The organism is Methanobrevibacter sp. (assembly GCF_045603845.1).
In the GTDB taxonomy this organism is placed as follows: domain Archaea; phylum Methanobacteriota; class Methanobacteria; order Methanobacteriales; family Methanobacteriaceae; genus Methanocatella.
The window spans coordinates 1-19,801 of sequence record NZ_JAZUMY010000062.1; the positions used below are offsets into that span (position 1 = coordinate 1).

General features: G+C 33.9%; 21 protein-coding genes. 4 read left to right on the forward strand and 17 right to left on the reverse strand.

Going from position 1 to position 19,801, the window contains the following annotated elements; translation table 11 throughout:
- The 3 genes from ACKI2W_RS05355 to ACKI2W_RS05365 all read right to left on the reverse strand — a co-directional run.
- The coding region (locus ACKI2W_RS05355; RefSeq protein WP_407379981.1) for a V-type ATP synthase subunit I at positions 1-1,608 on the reverse strand (1,608 nt) is incomplete at its 3' end.
- 11 nt (positions 1,609-1,619) lie between these two features.
- Positions 1,620-1,934 (reverse strand): ATP synthase archaeal subunit H, encoded by a 315-nt coding sequence (ahaH, locus tag ACKI2W_RS05360; RefSeq protein ID WP_407379983.1) that lies wholly within the window; start codon positions 1,932-1,934, stop codon positions 1,620-1,622.
- Positions 1,935-2,108: 174 nt separating this feature from the next.
- Positions 2,109-2,459: a hypothetical protein gene (locus ACKI2W_RS05365; protein WP_407379985.1), complete on the reverse strand. Its 351-nt coding sequence runs from the start codon at positions 2,457-2,459 to the stop codon at positions 2,109-2,111.
- A 40-nt stretch (positions 2,460-2,499) separates the two neighbouring features.
- Between ACKI2W_RS05365 and ACKI2W_RS05370 the strand changes: the two genes are divergently transcribed.
- The gene (locus tag ACKI2W_RS05370) at positions 2,500-2,823 is read left to right on the forward strand and encodes a hypothetical protein (protein WP_407379987.1); all 324 of its coding nucleotides are present in this window, start codon (positions 2,500-2,502) and stop codon (positions 2,821-2,823) included.
- A 14-nt stretch (positions 2,824-2,837) separates the two neighbouring features.
- Here the strand turns inward: ACKI2W_RS05370 and ACKI2W_RS05375 are convergent, their stop codons facing one another.
- The 12 genes from ACKI2W_RS05375 to ACKI2W_RS05430 all read right to left on the reverse strand — a co-directional run bounded on the left by ACKI2W_RS05375 (position 2,838) and on the right by ACKI2W_RS05430 (position 15,575).
- Positions 2,838-6,143, reverse strand: coding sequence for a C1 family peptidase (locus ACKI2W_RS05375; protein WP_407379989.1), 3,306 nt, complete (start codon positions 6,141-6,143; stop codon positions 2,838-2,840).
- Between the two features lie 110 nt (positions 6,144-6,253).
- The gene (locus ACKI2W_RS05380) at positions 6,254-6,592 is read right to left on the reverse strand and encodes a hypothetical protein (protein ID WP_407379991.1); all 339 of its coding nucleotides are present in this window, start codon (positions 6,590-6,592) and stop codon (positions 6,254-6,256) included.
- A 6-nt stretch (positions 6,593-6,598) separates the two neighbouring features.
- Positions 6,599-7,105, reverse strand: a complete 507-nt coding sequence (locus tag ACKI2W_RS05385; protein WP_407379993.1) for a nitroreductase family protein — start codon at positions 7,103-7,105, stop codon at positions 6,599-6,601.
- Between the two features lies 1 nt (position 7,106).
- On the reverse strand, positions 7,107-7,904 hold the full coding sequence (locus ACKI2W_RS05390; RefSeq protein WP_407379995.1) for a citryl-CoA lyase: 798 nt from the start codon (positions 7,902-7,904) through the stop codon (positions 7,107-7,109).
- Between the two features lie 55 nt (positions 7,905-7,959).
- Entirely contained in the window at positions 7,960-8,805 is an 846-nt protein-coding gene (locus ACKI2W_RS05395; RefSeq protein ID WP_407379997.1) for a fumarate hydratase, read from the reverse strand.
- Positions 8,806-8,810: 5 nt separating this feature from the next.
- Positions 8,811-9,713: a peptidase gene (locus tag ACKI2W_RS05400; RefSeq protein WP_407379999.1), complete on the reverse strand. Its 903-nt coding sequence runs from the start codon at positions 9,711-9,713 to the stop codon at positions 8,811-8,813.
- Positions 9,706-11,118 (reverse strand): MmgE/PrpD family protein, encoded by a 1,413-nt coding sequence (locus ACKI2W_RS05405; RefSeq protein ID WP_407380001.1) that lies wholly within the window; start codon positions 11,116-11,118, stop codon positions 9,706-9,708. Before ACKI2W_RS05405 ends, ACKI2W_RS05400 begins: the two co-directional genes overlap by 8 nt.
- A gap of 67 nt (positions 11,119-11,185) precedes the next feature.
- Positions 11,186-11,677, reverse strand: coding sequence for a hypothetical protein (locus ACKI2W_RS05410; protein WP_407380003.1), 492 nt, complete (start codon positions 11,675-11,677; stop codon positions 11,186-11,188).
- Position 11,678: 1 nt separating this feature from the next.
- A complete protein-coding gene (locus ACKI2W_RS05415; protein WP_407380078.1) occupies positions 11,679-12,566 on the reverse strand; it encodes a DUF3100 domain-containing protein in 888 nt (295 codons plus the stop codon).
- A gap of 159 nt (positions 12,567-12,725) precedes the next feature.
- A complete protein-coding gene (locus tag ACKI2W_RS05420; RefSeq protein ID WP_407380005.1) occupies positions 12,726-13,217 on the reverse strand; it encodes a hypothetical protein in 492 nt (163 codons plus the stop codon).
- Between the two features lies 1 nt (position 13,218).
- Positions 13,219-14,097 carry a DUF3100 domain-containing protein gene (locus tag ACKI2W_RS05425; RefSeq protein ID WP_407380007.1) on the reverse strand — a complete coding sequence of 293 codons (879 nt, stop codon included), beginning with the start codon at positions 14,095-14,097 and terminating at the stop codon, positions 13,219-13,221.
- A gap of 218 nt (positions 14,098-14,315) precedes the next feature.
- A complete protein-coding gene (locus ACKI2W_RS05430) occupies positions 14,316-15,575 on the reverse strand; it encodes a DUF1743 domain-containing protein (protein ID WP_407380009.1) in 1,260 nt (419 codons plus the stop codon).
- Positions 15,576-15,646: 71 nt separating this feature from the next.
- On the opposite strand from ACKI2W_RS05430, the gene ACKI2W_RS05435 reads away from it, so the two are divergent.
- Together ACKI2W_RS05435 and ACKI2W_RS05440 are read left to right on the forward strand one after the other, a co-directional pair.
- Positions 15,647-16,576, forward strand: a complete 930-nt coding sequence (locus ACKI2W_RS05435) for a transcriptional regulator (RefSeq protein WP_407380011.1) — start codon at positions 15,647-15,649, stop codon at positions 16,574-16,576.
- A 7-nt stretch (positions 16,577-16,583) separates the two neighbouring features.
- A complete protein-coding gene (locus tag ACKI2W_RS05440; protein WP_407380013.1) occupies positions 16,584-16,970 on the forward strand; it encodes a hypothetical protein in 387 nt (128 codons plus the stop codon).
- Here ACKI2W_RS05440 and ACKI2W_RS05445 read toward each other — a convergent pair.
- On the reverse strand, positions 16,967-17,692 hold the full coding sequence (locus ACKI2W_RS05445) for a hypothetical protein (RefSeq protein ID WP_407380015.1): 726 nt from the start codon (positions 17,690-17,692) through the stop codon (positions 16,967-16,969). The genes ACKI2W_RS05440 and ACKI2W_RS05445 overlap by 4 nt on opposite strands.
- Positions 17,693-17,774: 82 nt before the next feature.
- A complete protein-coding gene (locus tag ACKI2W_RS05450) occupies positions 17,775-18,113 on the reverse strand; it encodes a heavy metal-binding domain-containing protein (protein ID WP_407380017.1) in 339 nt (112 codons plus the stop codon).
- 106 nt (positions 18,114-18,219) lie between these two features.
- Here ACKI2W_RS05450 and serA point away from each other — a divergent pair, with 106 nt between their 5' ends.
- Entirely contained in the window at positions 18,220-19,794 is a 1,575-nt protein-coding gene (serA, locus tag ACKI2W_RS05455; protein WP_407380019.1) for a phosphoglycerate dehydrogenase, read from the forward strand.
- Positions 19,795-19,801: the final 7 nt, after the last annotated feature.

Sequence of the window (19,801 nt, forward strand, 5' to 3'; positions counted from 1 at the left end):
TATCATACCTATTGCAGGCATCATGAATCCTAATGCAAGTAAGATAATACCAGCTTCAAATACAAACCAACAAATTTGAGAACCGATAGCTTCTTTGACATTTCCGTATCTTAAGTTGTTAATTGCACCTAAGATGAAACCAATGTTAGTGTAAATAAGACCAACAGCGATAGCTATTATCAAAATAGTATCCGGGTGTACAAATGCTTCAACAGGAGCGAATACGGTAGGAAAACGGAATCCCATTATTCTTTCCGGGGAATCTCCAATAAAACCATTTGTTATAAGACCTAGGATAACAGCCCACAGACCGGACCAAATCAAAATCCATCCAAATGAATGCATAGATTCTTTAATTTTACCTAAACCTTTTAATAATACAACACCGATTAATGATACGATTAAACCATAAACTGCATCAGTTAAACAGAAACCAAAGAAAATTGGGAACATTATTGCAACAAATATAGTTGGATCGATTTCATTGTAACGTACTGGAGAGTACATATCAACAAGGTATTCGAAAGGTTTTGCATACCATCCATTTTGTTGTAAAATAGGTACATCTTCGTCATCTGTTCCTTCTACTTCAATTAATTCAAAGGCACAGTGACCTTCAGAACTTTTTTCTACTAATTGTTCAACTTTTTCGGTATCTTTAACAGGTACCCATGCTTCAAGCATGTAAGCATCTTTAGTTTGAACAAATGCAGAAAGAATCTCGTTCTTTTCTTTTTCATTTTCTATTTGCTCTTTGAGTGCTAATATATCATCATCCCATTGCTCAGCGACAACTCTTAATTCTGATTTAACAGTTGCACGTTCTGATTCAATGGCTTTTAATCTGGAATCAGCATTTGAAATAATCTGTTGAGGAGTTCCTTCAACGTTTCCTATTTCAATTTTCTCAAAGTCGAATTTACGAAGTGTTGCGTAAACATCATCACTAAATTCTTTTAAAGTCACCACAACGATGTTAACATATTCTTTATCATCGCTAGGGACTGTATACATATCTAATTCATCAGTCAAGTTACTTAATTTAGTTTTGATTTCTGAAGCAGATTCAACATTAATCCTTCCAACAGTAGTAGAAGTGTATTTAGAATCTTTTAAAAGAGCTAAATCCATGTCAAAATTAGATAAGTGTCTAGCTAAACTTTTATTAGACTTTAATTCACTTGTTTCTGAGTCGAGAGCGGCTAGTTTTCCTTCAATGACATGAGTCTTACTTTCTACCTGAGACAAAGTCTCTTCAGCTTTAGCAATGAAAGCTTCAGTATCCAAATCTTCAACATCCTTTTGAACAGGTAAATCTGGACTAACAAAAGACTTAATTAAGTCTTTAATCCCATGGCCTTCTGATAAAGAATTTCCTAAAAGTTCAGATATACCGTTAGTTTTCATTAAGAGTGAAGATAATTTACCGGTGTACTGGGTAGATTTCGCAGGAGTTACCAATTCCGCTAATTCAGGATCTTGCTGAACGCTATCAGAAATATCACTGATTTGCACTAGCCCTTGTTCGTGGAGAGCATCCACAGTAGGAGCTACATACTTATCAAGTGTAACTATTCTAATTTTTCGCATTCTAGCTGTCTTGAACATATAATCTCACACTACAAAATATTTTTGACAATAATTGAAGCAGCTTCGTCTACATTTGCCATAGCCTTATCTTTCAATGCTTTAACATCATTTTCAGCGCTAGCAGTGATAGATTGAGCTTCTTCTTTAGCTTTATCTTCTGCATCAAAAACAGTTTTTTTCGCTTCTTCTTCTGCTGATTGCTTAGCTGCGGAAATAATTTCTTCAGCTTTAACTCTGGATTCATTGATTAAATCATTTGATTGTGATTCAGAATCCACGATAAGTTGTTCAGCATCTGATTCAGCTTTTTTAATCATTGTGATTGCATCTAAAATCTCTGCCATAAATCATCACCATGGTATATTAATGTTTATTTTGCTTAATATATATCTTTTACTATAATTTGATAAAAAATAAATCAAATCATGACTTAAACTAAAAAAAAATAACAAAGAAATAATATTTTTATAAATAACAATACTTAAAAAAAGAATTTAAAAAAATAAAGGAAAAAAAGTTTACCTATAGAAAAATTTAAGAATACTAGGGGGCAATTTCATTAAATAAGCTAAAATAGCTATTACAATAATGATAAGGCCGATTATAAGGAAGCCAAAATTATACGGAACTTCAAGAATCATATACCCTGCAACACCAATGACAATGCCTTCAAAGAAAAATACTGCCTTTGTCCATTCAGGCTTATTAGTAATTATAATGTATGCAATACCCAGAAGAATAAGAATAATTGATGTGGCGAGAGTATCGTTAGTTAATTCATCCCCACGAATAACCGGAAGGATTCCTATAACTATTAACATAACAGCCAATATTATCCCAAGCATTTTGATAGTTTTAATACGAGACATACATCAATATTTAACTTACTTAATATAAATACTATTAATTATGAACAGATGTGTTTGGATAATAGTTAACAGGAATTTTGAAATGATGCTGGATGCGCAGATTCTAGAAAACAGGATTGTCGATAAAAAATTCTCACCTGGAAGCGACATATGGACCAATGAACTTCCGGAACTGAGAATTAAAGATGAAAAAGTCCAAAAGGAATATGATGAATTCAGAGGAGATATCCTAACATTTTTTCTGGAACCTCAGGCGGACAAAGTATTAATTGATGCTAAAATAGGTGAGGAATCAGAATATCTTGAAAAAATAATAATAAGAAAAATAGAAGAATATGAAGTTGAAAAAATAATAGAAGATTAAAAAAAGTTAATTTTTTAATCTTTTGCCGTTATGGTTATTGTATTTGCAATAACTGCATTACCATACATTGAAGTGATAATATACTCACCAGGAATTAATCTAATATTTAGACTTGCAAAACCTGAGGAGTTCGTGGTTCTGTTATAGAATACCCCATTAATATTGAATGTTATAGTTACATTAGCTAATGGATTACCTTCACCATCAAGTATCTTTGCAGTGAATTTGCTTCCGTCCAGATAAGTCATGTTCATATTTTCTGCAGATAGAACTGGCAAAACAGTAATGTTATATGACATCATAAGACCTGTTAATGGATCAATAGCCGTTAAAATATATTCACCAGGAGATAAATTAATATTCAATTTGGCTGTTCCGTTTTCATTTGTGGTTCTGTTGTAAAATACTCCATTGATATTCATAGTAACATTCATTCCGGTTAATGGACTGCCTTCCCCATCAACCAGGCCGATATAGAACTGTGAAGCGTTTTGGAAATATTTAACAAGATTTTGTCCATACAAAGTTGAAAGAACAGTAATGTTATTAACAACAGTGACGCCATCATAATGAGTTTTTATGGAATAAACACCGGGATATAGATTAATGGCGATTTTAGCAGAGCCATTTTCATTACTAGTTCTTGTATAATTAACACCATTAATTTCAAAAAGAACAGTGGCATTAGCTACACCAACATCTGCAACAAATTGAGAAGCATTCCTGTAATATTTAACTAAATCCTGAGTAATTATTGGATTTGGAAGAGTATAAACTTTTAAACAAGCTACTGATTCGTTAGAAGCCATATCCTCCCAGTAACCTTTCGCATTGCTAAATGAAACACCTTCCATGAAATGTTGTCTGGTCTGTGATAAATACGGAAGTGAATTTGCAGTAATTTCCACTTCAAAAATATCTCCTTCTTTAATTGGAATATAATTAGTTAACTTTATAGTGTTGAAACCCATTAATGGAGCTTCTCCACTTTGAGTGTGTTTTAATTCGCCATTAACACTAACATTTAAAGAATAACTTCTGTCTTCAACAAAAAAGTATGTTCCGACTGCTGCAATCAAATCATCCTCATAAGCTTCATAAATATTTTTATAGGAAATATTTTCCTGATCTACAGTGTTAGATAATCCTCCGATATCATATTGATAATTATTATTATACGGAATCGTATTATTAAGAATAAAACCTATAGCCGGACTTATTGTTGTAAAAGTAGTATCATAATAGGACACATAGCAATATCCGTTATCTCCAAAGCTTTCACCCCAGCTGTTTTTGATAATCCATGCGCCGTTTTCCGGTGCTTCCACCAAGAAGTTTTCTTTAGAGTAATTATCATCCCATCCAACTAAAGTTACAGCATGGTTTGGCATGGCATTTTCATCATAACAGTACTGACCATATGTTTCTGGATTGTAGAATGATTCACTACCACTGTCTCCCAGATAAAGTACCATTAATGCACCATATTTAATTAAAGCATCCTTTATGTTATTATTATCCGTGAAATTAATGCGGGGCATGACAAATATGACATCCTGTATGTGGACACTTTGATTTGAATAGATTAATGGAGATATCTTTCCATACTGGTCATATTCATCGTTTTCAATTGGAAGCATACCGAACCAACTTACAGCATATCCAACAGCAGTATATTGGGTTGCTTCCTCAAAATGAGAAGGATTTCCATAAATTGAGTAAGCTATTGCACTATTTTCAACATTATTTTCTGAAAAGTCCATGTAAATTCCAGTAGATTTCAGTAATGCAGATTCAACAGCACCACAAAGTCCGAATGTCCAACAAGATCCTTTATTTCCCTGATTTTTAACAGAAGTTACCCAACCCCAATCACGCAAATCAAATCTTGACGGCAATCCTGCAACATTAATAGTATTGTTTATTATTTTAATCTCCAATCCGGATAGACTTAAGACATATGCATAATTGGTATTGTTAAGTGAATATGTGTCATTGTTGAAATTATTATCTATAAGATTTACTTCATCATCAAATGTTGAGAAAATTGCTTCTCCATTATTATCGAAGTTTGAATTTGTTACATCCATAGAACTGTCATATGTGGATATTGCACCTCCAGCCTGAGCGGAATTATTGATGAATTCACTTTCTTCAATTTCTAAAATACCCTTATCAACATAGATAGCACCACCGAATGAACCTCTTTCTCCATCATATAATGCATTATTTGAGGTAAATGTTGAGTTTTCAACGGAAACTACTGAATATGAAGTATAAATAGCTCCACCATCAAATAAAGCATAATTATCATTAAAATTAGTGTTGTTAATTTTAAGAACTCCACCTAACTGAAGAACACATCCTCCAAACTCAGAATAACATTCGCTGAAATTTGAATTGGTTATTGTGAAGTTACCTTCAAATCCTTCAGAATTTCCAGTTACATCATTAAATATAACCCCACCATTTTTTTGAGAGGATATGTTGTTAAATGTGCAATTGTCAATTGTCAGGGACACGGTGTTTTTAAGACCAATTGCTCCTCCACTCAATTCCGCATACAAATTGACGAATTTGGAATTTAATATGGAAATCTCATCAAAGCCAGCTCCTCTCAAAACAGGATTATATTTTGAAGTGATATTTGAAAAGGTATTGTTAATGATGAATATTCTATTATTACCATAAGAAAAAATGAAAGCATTATCTAATTGCTCATTACTTATTATTTTGGCATTATTCAAAATCAGAGAAGACATCTGGAAGAGAATTGGTCCATAGTTATCAGCTACAAGATTAATGAATTGATCATTATTACTGGTATATTCAGCACCTGAAACAAATATGATTCCTAATGAACCATAATTATCTTTAAATACAATATTATTTGTCGTTAAACTAGCAGATGGCTGAACGTCAAGCACCCGACCATTACTGTTAATAAATGTAAGATTATTTATTGTGACATTGTTAGCTGTGATTTTAAATATTGCATTTTCGTTATTTGCATCAATTATATGTCCATTACCCTTAATGATGAAATTACCCCTTTCAATGAAAATAGGTGAGTGTTCATCAGTTTCACTATCAAATTTATAATCTTTGGTTAATTCAAAAGTATCTCCACTCGCATTTATATCATTTTTTAAGTCTGTAAACGTACTGCTAGAATTTGTATAAATATCATTGTCAGTAATTTGTATTATATCTCCACCAATATCGCTTATTACATCATCAGTTATATTGTCAGTTGCTGAAACTGCACCTAAAGACAATATCAGAATAAGCAATACCATAGATAATTTGCATATTCGCATGATTTTCACATCCAATTATTAACTTATATAATTTTAATGAATATTTAAGTTATGCTATTCATTAATTAAGAAATTAATTGAATGATTTTAAAATGCAAGTATTAAAAAAATTAGAAGAGTTTATTCGCCTTTTCCAGCACTTCATCCATTGTATTGAACTCTAATTTTTCACCATCTTCAGATTTCAATTCAGTTGTTACCAAAACGTGTGGTGAAGCCCATAAATAGCTGTATGTGAAATACACTACATTAACAATCAGGGCAGGATATGCGAAAAACAGACCTATTAAAAGAAATAGACAATGGACATAATAATTCCCATATCTTTTTCTTTTCATTAATCTGAAATGATTTTCTTCCTGTATAACCTTAAATTTATTTTGAGATAATTCTTCAGAAATTTCATCCAATTCTTTAGAATTATCTGCTTTTAAAATAAACAAATCCATATTAATCTATAAATAAACTGTAAATTCATCGATTTCCTTTCTTGGAGTGTCTCTTGGTTCAGCATCCCCGTAACCTAACGGAGTAAATAATACCGGTTCCTCATTGTCTTTTAACTGTAGGAATTCACGAGCCTTATCCGGTTTGAACGCTGCAATATAACAGGTTCCAAGCCCGACGCTTGTTGCCGCCAAAATAATATGGTCCATTACAATTGTGGCGTCAATTTCATAGATATTTTTATTATCCCATTTCCTTACCCATGCCTCATCGGTTTTCGCAACGACACATAAAACATATGGAGCCTGAGTGAACCAGTCAGCAGGATAAATTTCAGCCAATGCATCCTTATTTTTCTTTGTATCAATTACATAAACTTTAAACGGCTGGTAATTGACGCCAGTTGGTGCGATTGTGGCTGCCTTTAAAACATAATCCAATTTTTCCTTTTCGACTTCCTTGTCCAAATATCCTCTAACACTATATCTTTTATTAATCACTTCATCAAATTCCATTTTAGTGGCCTCCATATTCTATATCATCCAAATCGCAGAAACGTCTGAACTCATCTTCATCCATTTTTTCTTCATGAATATGTGCAATGATTCCAGGAACACGTCCAATTATGAAAATACCCAAACCTAGATCCGGAGTAAAACCCAAATCAGATAAAATCGCAGCATTGGCTCCGTCAACATTCAGTTTGATGCCCTTATTTTGATGAACCAAATCTTCAATAGCCACAGCCAATTTTATATGCGGTCCGACAAATCCCTCTTTAATGGCCATTTGAATTAATTTTTCGGCTCTTGGGTCAGTATCATGATAACGGTGCCCGAAACCAGGGATTTTTTCCTTTTTTGCATAGTAATCATTATAAATATCAATTGCAAGACTTGCTATTTGCTTATTGTCCAAATCAACATCTTCTGTTAAGATTAAAGAATTTATTTTTGACTGATACAATTCCATTGTTTTTTCGATAGCTCCAGCATGCTTATGACCAAAGGAAAGCAATGCTCCCGCTACAGCGGAATTCATCGGTGAGCCGGAAGATGCGATTATTCTAGCTGTTTGGGTACTTGGCGGAGTAACACCATGGTCACAAAAGGAAACCAGCACATGATTGAACATTTTACTTTCCTTAATTGAAGGCAATCTTCCTTTTAAAAGTAAGTAAATCATATCCCCATATCGGATTTTTTCAATCAGATCCTTCTGATTATACCCTCGGGTAGTTAATTTATTAGGTTCTACCTTAGAAATAGCTGTTTTCAATGAATGTTCATTAATATGAAAATTATTTTCTTGCATGGTTAAAAATATAATTTAATTGTTAATAAATGTTATAGTATCTCCCAAGTCAATATTATAATAACAAGGTTGATTTTCTAGGTTCGACAAAACAGGCAGGCCTGACAGAAACTATACGAACACCGCTAGCCCTTTGATTACCTATCCTTATAAAAGAACCTAGAACAGTAGTATTTCCACCGAACCCCAATGGACCGATATGCGTTTCGTTTAATTTATGAGTTACGTATTTTTCCTCTTTGGTCAGATTATCCAAGTTTCCATAAATCATTGCCTTTAACATTAATGATGATGCTTCATAATGACTTCTTCCAATTCCTATAGCCGGAATTGAAGGAGTGCAACCCAATAACTTTAAGGAATCCTTAAGCCATCCGATAGCTTCATTAATAACAATATCAAAAGAACGCTTGTGATAAACCCTATATGTCTTTGCTCTTATTTCAGGGCCACCTCCCTGCAATAAAAAATGAATATTGAGCGTATCAGGATTTTCAGAATTATCAATTAAAAAGGAAGCCGGCTTCATTAACCCTGGATCATCAAATAATCCTTTTGACTGTTCAATTCTTTCAATAGCATTTCCCTTAACTGCCATAGGTCTTGCGGGAAGTTTATTCAATCCCTGATAAATTCCATCATTAATTTGAGATATCAAATCCGAAGTAATCTGGCGGTCTTTACCCAATTCGATTACAACATGCGGAATTCCAGTATCATCACATAATGGAAATTTGGTTTTTTGGGCCACTTCATAGTTTTGCAAAATCTGCTGTAAAGCCCAGCGTGAATTATCATTAGTTTCATTTTCAATAGCTTTCTTTAAAGCGTTTTTCTTGTCATCTGACAAGCTGGTGCTTGCTTCAATTATGCAATCTGACACTTTGTTGACAATATCCATCATAATCACTCAGGCACAGCCAAATCTGAAGAGTTCCCATCTGACATTATTGCTTCAGGCAAATACTGATTTATCATTCTTTCAACCAGTTTAACCTGTTTTATTCTTAGGATGGCTTCTTTTTGAGTAGTGTCCCAGTTATGATTGGCTGCAACAGAACCGCCTGTTTTTAAATAAACAGGAGCTGCAACCTGAATGAATTTTGGAACCTCATAATGCCTGATAAATCCTCCTGTTGATTTAGGATTTTCAGTGTGCAAATCTATTGGAATATCTATTGCATTTCTAATGCTTGCAAGCATTGGTATCTGCAAATCACGAACAGGATTTAATGAATCAAGACCTATGGATTCTAAAAGCTTTGCAGAAGCGGGATTGCCATGTCCCGTATGGGCGGACATTTTAAAATGCAAATTTTTAGGAAGCTCCCCTTCATTTCTCATTTCATTTAATACATACAATAATCCTTCATCATAAAGTAAAATTCCACGAACTCCCAAATCAACTGCCCTTTTCACATCCTCTATTGCATAAACCAAATTGTCATAACCTCTTAAACGATAACCTATTCTGCTTCCTTCCTTGGTATGGACGGTAGCTGAAGTGTCATAAGTTGCCCTTGGTCCGACAGATAAAAACAGTTCACACCAATAGTCTTTTGCAAAATTGACCATTTGTTTGATTTCATCATCTGTGAGCAGCATTATCCCTTTAGTTTGAGTTACCCTGTGAATGACAAGATCTTGTCTGTTCGCCTCATTTAAAAGTCCTTCCATCGTTTTAGGTGATTGGATTCCGGGAACTTCAAATCTGAACTGACCACCATCATTGAAAGTCTTATTGGAAATATAATTAGAATCTATGTCATCAATACCAATACCCTTTAAAAATTCCTTAGTATTATTCATTTAAAACACCAACAACGTCTGTCATTGAGTAATTATCCAATTCATCAATAATTACTAAATTATTAATGTTATAATCAGGATTTAATGCCTTAAATTTATCAATTAATTCACTCAAATCATATGGATTTTCAAAGTCTCCCTTAGGGATGAAAGTAATGTTTTGGAAAACACCATTTCTAAATTCCTCATCCAATTTAATAATTACATTAGATGGTCTTTTATTTGGATATAAATCATCTAATTTATCATCTTTAAGAATAATCATTTTATTGACGAGATTTTTAATACTGTTAACCTTATCAACCGTTGAATAATTTTCAAATAGCCCATAATCAACCAGTTTGTTTAAAGTGTCTATGTCAACTTCTCCCATTACAAGAGTTATGGCTACCGCATATGGCAGACTCTGTTTCAGTTCTTCAAGGTTTTTCGGTTGAAAATTATTGTGGTCTGCTGCAACACCATATGTTTTAACGGCCACATTTTGAATATGGGTGTATTCCTCGCCAAGACTGGTCCTTAACTTCAGTGCAGTATCTATGGAAGAGTGCAAATGTCTGCAGAACGGATATTTTTTAAAGTAAATATCCCTTACCCTGACTGCACCGACATCCTCCAAAATTGACTCGAAGGAAAAATCTTCACTGTTGAACTCATCGCCATCAAACACCATTGTTCGTAAAAATCCTTCAGAACCTTCAATTATGGTTTCAGCACCAGTAAAACCATTACGGGCAAGAAAAGCAGACAACATCCCATTATAGTTAGCCTTGCCAACATGGAGAACTTTGCCCATACTGCCACCATGATCAGATTCCAAAAGACCGGCAGCCTGAGTTCCGCACAAACCTAAAGCATTCAATATTTGTTCTTCATCCAGTTTAAGTAATTTTGAAGCAATTGCTCCTGAAACAAAAGTTCCTATTGTTCCGGTTGTGTGAAAACCATTATTTCTATGTCTCGGATTGACAAGCTTTCCAAGTAAAATACCGACTTCATAACCTACAATAACCGCCTCAAAAAAGTCTTTTCCACCTAAACCGTATGCTTCGGATAATGCAAGTGCTGTTGGAAAAATAACTGCCCCTAAATGTGCCTGAGCTTGTCTGTGTCCATCATCCAGCTCCAGAACATGGGCCGAAATACCGTTTAAGAAAGCGGCATTCAACACATTTGTCTTGACACCCGGCTTTCCAATAACTGATGCCTCAAGGCTAAAATCATTATTAATATTGAATACTTCATTAATTGTATTGAAAGCAATATTTGGAGAGTCTTCATTAGATCCCCTATATGTTACACCAATAAAATCTAAAAATGCTGCCTTAACTGTGTTTATAGATTCAACAGTAGCCTGTTCATAGCGATAATTTGAAATAAATTTGGAAATATCTTGTAAAAACATAACAATCTCAACATTAATTATGTTTAAATTAGAATAAATAGTTATCTTAAAAAAATAGAAAAGGAATTTAAATTGCTGGAACGCCTGTTGCAACAAGTACGATATGTGCTACAATAGCTGCACCATAATAAGTGGCTGCAATGACTAAAATAGTTATGACAACTGCTCTCCAACCTAATGCCTTGAATTCATCCCAGCTTTTACCCATTCCAATACCCACATAAGCTAAAAATACTGTGACAATTGATAAAAGCTCTACTTGTGAAACGTAATGAAGAACGAAATCAGATGTAGGCATTCCCGGAAATGATATTGCAATACCAATGACACTGATATAAAGGATTGATGAAATATTAAATGGAAGTTCCCTTTCCATCCAAACACCAATGAGCGTAATTACAGACAATATGGCCATACCCACCAGAGAATCAGTCATAGGATGCTTGTAACCCAAATAATTACCGATTACAGTTATGATTGAAAATATAATCAGCAATAAAATCCAATTGAAAATACCATGAACTGATACATTTTCAGATCCGTCAATCAAATCAGGCATACTATTCATCCTCCATTTTCTTTTCTACAATTGATTCTTTTCCTATTTTAGGTTCCAGCCAATAATATAATTTTTCAGTCAGCGGCATGGCAATGAATATTACAATGTAAATACCAACACAGAATGAAAGCAAATTACTGAAACCTGCAAATGCTTCGATACTGGTTTCCATTCCAGGAAATGCTGCAAGAGTCGGTCCGATAGCAGCAGCATTCATACTGGCACTGCCCACACCGCTTGCCATTGCAAATGCATAAGGGTGAAGCGGTAAAAATGACAGTGAAAGAGTAACAAGGAAACTTATGAAAATGGTTCCTATAACAGTACCTATGATAAATATTGCTAATACTCCTCTGGATTGTGGAGAATTAAAACCGAATTTATCAACAACAACAGCAACATTGGGTTCACGACCAATGGAATTGGTCATACCAATAGCTTCTTCCTTAAATCCTAAAAGTAAAGCAATCGGAAGTACCAAAATTGTGGCCAAATGTCCCAATTCCTGCAATATCAATGCAGGACCCATTTCAAAAATCAGATGAATGGACTGACCGCTGGAAATTGCCAGTTTTGCAATCAAAACACCTATAAAAAGCATCATTGCACCTTCAGCAATTCTGGCCTGTTTTCTTTGAATCCACTTAATAGGCTTTGCCAAATAAAAAACTAATCCTAAAATAATAGTATAAATCAAAGGCATTATTGTGATGGAAACATCATGGGTAATAGGTATGTTTATAGTTCCAATTAACTCGGCGATAATAACTAAAATAAGCACAGTAACATGTAATCTGTAATCTCTCCAAGGATTCTTTCTTAAAATCCTTTTATCCGTCTTTTCACGATAAATATGTTCAACCTGACCGTCATTATCTCGCCATGGAATAAAAACCCTCTCCCATCAGTATAATATCCTGGCATAAAATATGCTCAACATAAGTATTTTTCTTAAAACATATTATATAAATTATTAAGTTTTAATTTTTAAAAATTCACAAAAAGTGAATGAAAAATAGTAATAAAATTCTCAAAATAAGAATAAAATTTAAACTGCAGGCACACCCGTTAAGACCAGTATAACATGAGCAACAATAGCTGCACCATAGTAAGTTGATGCTATAACCAAAACAGTGATAACAACTGCGCGCCACCCCAAAGCCTTGAATTCATCCCAGCTTTTACCCATACCGATACCGACATAAGCCAGAAATACAGTAACAATGGATAAAAGTTCAACATTGGAAACATGATATAAAACAAATTCTGAAGTGGGCATACCCGGAAGCGCTATCAATATACCAATAATACTTATGTAGAGGATAGAGGAAATATTGAATGGAAGTTCCCTTTCCATCCACACGCCAATAAGAGTTATTAAAGATAGAATACCCATTCCCACCAATGAATCGGCAATAGGGTGTTCATATCCTATATAATTACCTATAACAGTAATAATAGAAAATATCACCAATAACAATATCCAATTGAAAATACCGTGAACAGAAACATTTTCAGATCCATCAATGAAATCAGACATATCATTCACCACCATTTTCTTCTTTAACAATGCTTTCTCTTCCGATTAATGGTTCTAACCAAGCATATAACTTTTCAGTTAACGGAATAGCTATAAAAATTACAATATAGATACCAATGGAAAAAGAAAGTAAATTACTGAATCCTGCAAACGCTTCAATACTCGTTTCCAATGATGGAAATGCTGCAAGAGTAGGACCCAAAGAAGCCGCATTCATACTGGCACTACCGACACCGCTGGCCATTGCAAAAGCAAAAGGATGAAGCGGAATTAAAGAAACTGAAATTGAAGCTAAAAAACTGATAAATACAGTACCTATTATTGTTCCTACAATAAATAATGCGAATATTCCCCGGGATTCTGCTGAATTAAATCCATATTTATCAACAATGACTGCAACTTCCGGTTCACGACCGATTGAACTGGTCATACCTATTGATTCCCGTTTAAATCCTAAAAGCAATGCAACTGGAAGAGCAACAAGAATAGTGGCCAAATGTCCCAATTCCTGCAACAATAATGCAGGACCCATTTCAAAAATCAAATGAATTGATTGGCCGCTGGAAACAGCGAGTTTAGCAATTAAAATACCAATAAAAAGCATCATTGCCCCTTCAGCAACTCTGGCCTGTTTTCTTTGAATCCATTTGATAGGTTTGGCCAAATAGAAAACCAAACCCAAAACCATCGTATAAAGCAACGGCATGATTGAAACTTCAACACCTTTAGCAATATAAATCTCTCTTGGACCAATAATCTGCGCTATTATAACTAAAACAAGTACCGTGATGTGCAATCTATAATCTTTCCATGGATTTTTCTTTAAAATCCTTTTATCAGTCTTATCCCTATATACATGCTCAACATTAGATGTTTGCATATCCTTTCCCAAAATAAAGCATTCCCCCAAATGATGCTTGCATGATTAAAACTTAATTTTCATCATATTTAAATTGATATTACTTGAATCTCAAAATTTCACTAAAAGAGAACAAAAAATAAAATAATAGGAAAAAAATACTCAAAAAGTGAATAAATAAATACTGTTAAAAATCATTTAAATTAATAAATATAAAATAAAAAAAGTTTATATATAAATTACATTCTGCAAAGGGGTTTTGAAAGATGTCTACGTGCACTAACAGGAGTTTCATAAAATTGGCCTTTATTTAATGAACGTTCAATTTTAAAGTTCACTTTTTGTGAAGAACTTATACGAGATCCACATCTTTTACATTTAAATCCCTTATTTTTTCCGGCAGAAGTCATTGTTTTTCCACATTCACATACAGGATTTCTATATTCAACATCATTCAACTTTATAACCTGGAATTTTTCAATGTTAAATGTATTCTGCTCACCGATTCCACCATAAAGCTTTATTACATCCCCTTCACGTAAATGAGAAACCGTCTTTCTGAAATTTTTTGTCGGTTCATATGCACCGCATTCAATTTCACCGCTTTCATCAAAAACCGTGAAAAACATGTGTCCGCCATCAATCACATGAGGCTTATCCTTAACAGTTGCAGTAACTTCATAGCATCCGAACTGCTTCATTTCAGATATTTTATCTGCTTTTTGGATATGCATGTCAGTATGCTGGTTGGTTAAAAAAATACAATAATCTTCTATAGGCTCATTAACCTTAACAATCTCACGAGCCTTATTCAAAGATTCCACATTGTTTGAGCGGATACCATATAAAACAGGACATGGCGTTTTAGGCTCGATTGCAATGTAGTTTTCTGAATAGTCAATATTTTCAAAGGTGTCCGGAAAAGTTTTCTTATCCATTTCAATTACAGAATCATAATCAATCTGGCGTTTTGTGCCGTAATTTTCAGGAATGCGATAAGCCAAAAGCTCATAAGTAAAATCATCCAAAGGTAAACTGATGGCCGCAATGGATCCGATGATGCCCCGTCCTTTTTTAAATTTATGCATTTCACATCCTACAGATTTGCCGAACTCTTCGGCCTCATCAATCGTGATGAATTCATTAATTGCTCTGAATGCATATTCCTGCATCGCTTTGGTGATTTCACCGTCATAAAAAACAACACCGGGATTTGTATTGTCACAGTCAAACATTGAAAGAGCAGATACTTCATCCAAAATGATTTGTTTGGCCAAATCGACCTTATCGTCATTGATGATTTTAAAAGAAACACCACCATTACCTCTGGTTTTAAAACGAGCAAAAGGATTTAACCTTATTAAACGAGGATAACCTACAATGGAAATGTCATTTTCCTGAAGCTTACTGATAATATGGCAAGCCAAATAAGTAGTACACATCCCATCAGGGGAGTCAGTATCATCAATTCCAACATATAAATAGCTAATTATAATCACCTTACATTAAATTATTATAGTTGAATGTAATATATAATGTTTTAAACAAAGTTATATCAGGCGTATTTAATATGTTGACCCGAAGCAGAATGTTGCAAGAAATAGAAAAATTATTAATTTCAGAAGGTTATAAAACATCAGACATTTATGACCAAGGTTCTTTTGATATTGTAGCTCGTAAAAACTTATTAATTTTACTCTTAAAGACATTTGTTAATATTGATAGTGTCAATGAGAAAAATGCTCATGAAATGAAGCAGCTGGCAAACATATTTTTGGCTTCACCAATAATAATAGGAGCCAAATCAAGGAACGGAATCCTTGAAGAGGGAGTAATCTATGAAAGATACGACATTCCCACCATAGGATTTGAAACATTGAAAAACATGATAATGTATAAAGAATATCCTGAAATATTGGCCGATAGAGGAGGATACTTTGTAAAAATTGATGGAAATGTAATAAAACAATACAGAGAAGATTATTCACTTTCACTTAAAGATTTAGCTGACCTAGCACATGTTTCAAGAGCAACAATGTACAAATATGAAAATGAGATTGTAAGAGCCAATACCGAAACGGCCATGATTCTCGAAGAAATACTGAATACAAAAGTAACGTTGGACATCGATATTTTAAAATACAACCAGGAAGAGCAAATTCAATACCACACAACAGGAGAAGGTACTGAAGACCTGTCAAAACTGGGATATGGAGTTATTTCAACCAATAAAAGTCCGTTTGATGCCGTTGCAAAAGACGACAACTCTTCATTAATAGCAAATATAGAAAAAAACAGAAGCCAGAAAACCTTAAAAAGAATGGCCGTACCACTGAAAGATTTGTCAATGATTACCTCCTCAGAACCGGTATTCATAATAAATAACGATAAGATAAAGGAATCACTTGGAAGTATACCTGTAATTAAATCATGGGAACTGAAAGAATTCGAACGCTCCCAGGAGCTGCTTAAATTAATTAAAGAACGAAAAGAAAATTAGGGATAATATGGAAGATTTAAGAATTGATGATATGAAAGATTACCCTATCAAATGGGTTTGTAATTTTAGAGGACAAAAAGCCATTGGAATCTGCGGATATTCACAAAAAATAGCGATGTTCGCATCAGATGAAAGAGTTTCAAGAATTCTCGAAGATATCGTGATTGGAACTAGGGAAGACCTTGAAGGATACGGATGCGAAGAAAAGGACAGATGCTGTAATTTCGACTGTGAATATTGCGAAATTACGCCTAGACAATACCTGCAAATTACTGGAAAAAAACCGTCAAATAAAAATGTAAAAGATTTAAATGAAGGATTAAAAAGCTTAAATGCAGAATTTGAAATAATGAACATCGTTCCTTTTGAAGAATACGATGTTGTTAAATTTTAAAAACTTTTTAAAACTTCCATATCTTTTTTTATCTCATCTTCACTAGCCACACCAAACGTGATTAAATCTATGAAATCCAGATTATTTAAAAAAGAGAATGCCTCGTGAGGCGTTTGGATACCTGCACTGAAAATACGGCAGGCAATTATCTTTTTATTTAAATCCAATATTTTGGATCTGAATTCTTCACGCTGTGCCTTTAAAAATGAAGGAGTATCCATCATATAGGCAAAACTATTAATAGGGAGCATATAAAAATCAAATAATTCCATATCAATATTATCCTTAAGCAAATCCGTTGTACGGTAAGGAAATGCAGTGACAATACCTGATAGTGAACCTGAATCATTGATGCTTTTTAAAATCTTTGATGTTAAATTCCATTTATATGCATCAGTGATGAATTCATCCACCAGCATCACGGGAGTGTCATATGCGGAAAACAGCTCAATATCATCCTCCCAGTCCACTTCACAGGCAACTTCATAGTTGGGATTTAGGTAATCAACATCAGACTTGCCGACAGTAGCAATAACTTTCATGTTACAGCCGTTATCGCAAGCCAAATCAAATCCTTTAAGAAGATTTTCATTATTGACGAGATTTATGGCCTCAACACCACTATCATATGCCTGCAATATTACATCAGCAATCCTTTCAGGTTGCGTGTATAAATCTTCATAGTACAATCTTGCCCTATGGCCATAATAAGGCTCGGCCATGAATGGACCATATCCTAAAATAGTTTCAGGAATGGACTTATCTTTAAAATTTAAGTTTTCATTGAAAATATTATCGCCTTATCTATTCTTTTTCAACTACAACAGCAGTTCCATAAACCAAAATTTCCTGCATCACATCAGATATTTCATTAGAATCAAAACGAATAGCAACAATACCATTTGCCCCTAATTCTTTTGCATGATCTATTGCCCTATGTAAAGCTTCATCCCTTGATTCTTCCATCATTTTAACGTATTGGGTGATTTCACCACCGAAAAGAGATTTGATACCTGCACCAATCTGGCCACCGGCACCTCTGCTTCTGACAGTCAACCCATATATAAATCCTTTTGTTTCAACAATCCTAAATCCAGGAATATCATTAGCTGTTGATATTGCAAATTCATTTACTGATACCATAATTTCACCATTTTATATTATATAATTATAGTTTTAAATAGAAGGAAATATATATATTTATTTAATATTAATGATAACATTTTAAAAAAATTAATATGGTGAAAGAATGAAAGTACTCGTTGCAGACGCAATTAATGAGAAAGGAATAGAAAATTTAAAGGAAGTAGCTGAAGTCGTAGTCGATACAAGCATTACTCCTGAAGAATTAGTAAAAACCATCGGTGAATACCATGGTATAATTGTAAGAAGTAGGACAAAAGTTACAAAAGAAGTAATTGATAACGCTGACAATTTAAAAATAATTGCAAGAGCAGGTGTTGGAGTAGACAACATCGATTTAGATGCAGCTACCGAAAAAGGAATTATGGTTGTCAATTCACCAGAATCAACTTCCATTACCGTAGCTGAACACACTATGGGATTATTACTTTCCATGGCTCGTAAATTATCCATTGCTGATAAATCTGTAAAAGAAAGCAAATGGGAAAAGAAAAAATTTATGGGAGTTGAACTCAGAAACAAAACTCTTGGTGTTATTGGAATGGGAAGAATCGGTTCACAGGTTGTTAACAGATGTAAAGCATTTGAAATGGATGCTGTTGCATACGATCCATACTTGCCTGAAGAAGTGGCTAACCAAATGGGTGTAGAATTAACTGATTTGGAAACTGTTCTTAAAAGAGCAGACTTCATCACAATTCACGTACCATTAACTCCTGAAACCAAACATTTAATTTCCTACGATGAATTTGAAATAATGAAAGATGGAGCATTCATTACAAATTGTGCTCGTGGTGGAATTATTGATGAAGAAGCATTATATGATGCTTTGAAAAATGAAAAAATAGGTGGAGCGGCCTTAGACGTATATGAAGAGGAACCACCAGCAGAAGATTCAAAATTATTTGAACTTGACAATATTGTATTAACTCCACACATTGCAGCATCAACCAAAGAAGCACAAAGAGATGCGGCAATTATCGTGGCTGATGAAATTATCGACCTATTCAAAGGCGGAACTCCAAACAATGTTTTAAACATGCCAAGAATTGATAACAGAACTTATCAGGAATTATCTCCGTACTTTGAAATCGCTGAAAAATTAGGTAGTTTCATATCACAAGCAGTTAACGGTAAAATTAGAGATTTGGAGATTATCTACAGTGGAGAACTCGCAAAAATTGATAACTTGGAAATTTTAACAAGAACTGTTATCCAAGGTGTTGTAAATCCTTTCTTAAGCTCACCTGTAAACGCAGTAAATGCTGCACTCGTAGCTAAAGACCGTGGAATCAACATAACTGAAGGAAGAAAAACCAATGCCAAAGGTTATGATTCATTAATCAGAGTCAAAGCAAAAACCGATGATGATGAATTCTCTGCAGAAGGAACCACCTTACACGAAGCAAGAATCTTAAAAGTTAATGATTATTGGGTAGATGTTATTCCTGAAGGACACATGTTCATTGCAAAATATGAAGATGTTCCTGGAAGTATTGGTGCAATCGGCACTAAATTAGGCGAATATGGAGTTAACATCGGAATCATGCAAGTTGGAAGAGACGAAAAAGGTGGAAGAGCCATTATGGTATTAACCTTGGATAAAGAAATTCCAACTGACGTAATCAAAGAAATCCAAGCTTTAAGCAATGTTTATGAAGCTGTCGGATTGAACTTATAAAAAACAA

Excerpts from the sequence above, each read along its gene's own strand:
- ahaH (WP_407379983.1), bottom strand. The coding sequence starts at position 1,934 with ATGGCAGAGATTTTAGATGCAATCACAATGATTAAAAAAGCTGAATCA.
- ACKI2W_RS05365 (WP_407379985.1), bottom strand. The coding sequence starts at position 2,459 with ATGTCTCGTATTAAAACTATCAAAATGCTTGGGATAATATTGGCTGTT.
- ACKI2W_RS05370 (WP_407379987.1), top strand. The coding sequence starts at position 2,500 with ATGAACAGATGTGTTTGGATAATAGTTAACAGGAATTTTGAAATGATG.
- ACKI2W_RS05375 (WP_407379989.1), bottom strand. The coding sequence starts at position 6,143 with ATGCGAATATGCAAATTATCTATGGTATTGCTTATTCTGATATTGTCT.
- ACKI2W_RS05380 (WP_407379991.1), bottom strand. The coding sequence starts at position 6,592 with ATGGATTTGTTTATTTTAAAAGCAGATAATTCTAAAGAATTGGATGAA.
- ACKI2W_RS05385 (WP_407379993.1), bottom strand. The coding sequence starts at position 7,105 with ATGGAATTTGATGAAGTGATTAATAAAAGATATAGTGTTAGAGGATAT.
- ACKI2W_RS05390 (WP_407379995.1), bottom strand. The coding sequence starts at position 7,904 with ATGCAAGAAAATAATTTTCATATTAATGAACATTCATTGAAAACAGCT.
- ACKI2W_RS05395 (WP_407379997.1), bottom strand. The coding sequence starts at position 8,805 with ATGGATATTGTCAACAAAGTGTCAGATTGCATAATTGAAGCAAGCACC.
- ACKI2W_RS05400 (WP_407379999.1), bottom strand. The coding sequence starts at position 9,713 with ATGAATAATACTAAGGAATTTTTAAAGGGTATTGGTATTGATGACATA.
- ACKI2W_RS05405 (WP_407380001.1), bottom strand. The coding sequence starts at position 11,118 with ATGTTTTTACAAGATATTTCCAAATTTATTTCAAATTATCGCTATGAA.
- ACKI2W_RS05410 (WP_407380003.1), bottom strand. The coding sequence starts at position 11,677 with ATGCCTGATTTGATTGACGGATCTGAAAATGTATCAGTTCATGGTATT.
- ACKI2W_RS05420 (WP_407380005.1), bottom strand. The coding sequence starts at position 13,217 with ATGTCTGATTTCATTGATGGATCTGAAAATGTTTCTGTTCACGGTATT.
- ACKI2W_RS05425 (WP_407380007.1), bottom strand. The coding sequence starts at position 14,097 with ATGCAAACATCTAATGTTGAGCATGTATATAGGGATAAGACTGATAAA.
- ACKI2W_RS05435 (WP_407380011.1), top strand. The coding sequence starts at position 15,647 with ATGTTGACCCGAAGCAGAATGTTGCAAGAAATAGAAAAATTATTAATT.
- ACKI2W_RS05440 (WP_407380013.1), top strand. The coding sequence starts at position 16,584 with ATGGAAGATTTAAGAATTGATGATATGAAAGATTACCCTATCAAATGG.
- ACKI2W_RS05445 (WP_407380015.1), bottom strand. The coding sequence starts at position 17,692 with ATGGCCGAGCCTTATTATGGCCATAGGGCAAGATTGTACTATGAAGAT.
- ACKI2W_RS05450 (WP_407380017.1), bottom strand. The coding sequence starts at position 18,113 with ATGGTATCAGTAAATGAATTTGCAATATCAACAGCTAATGATATTCCT.
- serA (WP_407380019.1), top strand. The coding sequence starts at position 18,220 with ATGAAAGTACTCGTTGCAGACGCAATTAATGAGAAAGGAATAGAAAAT.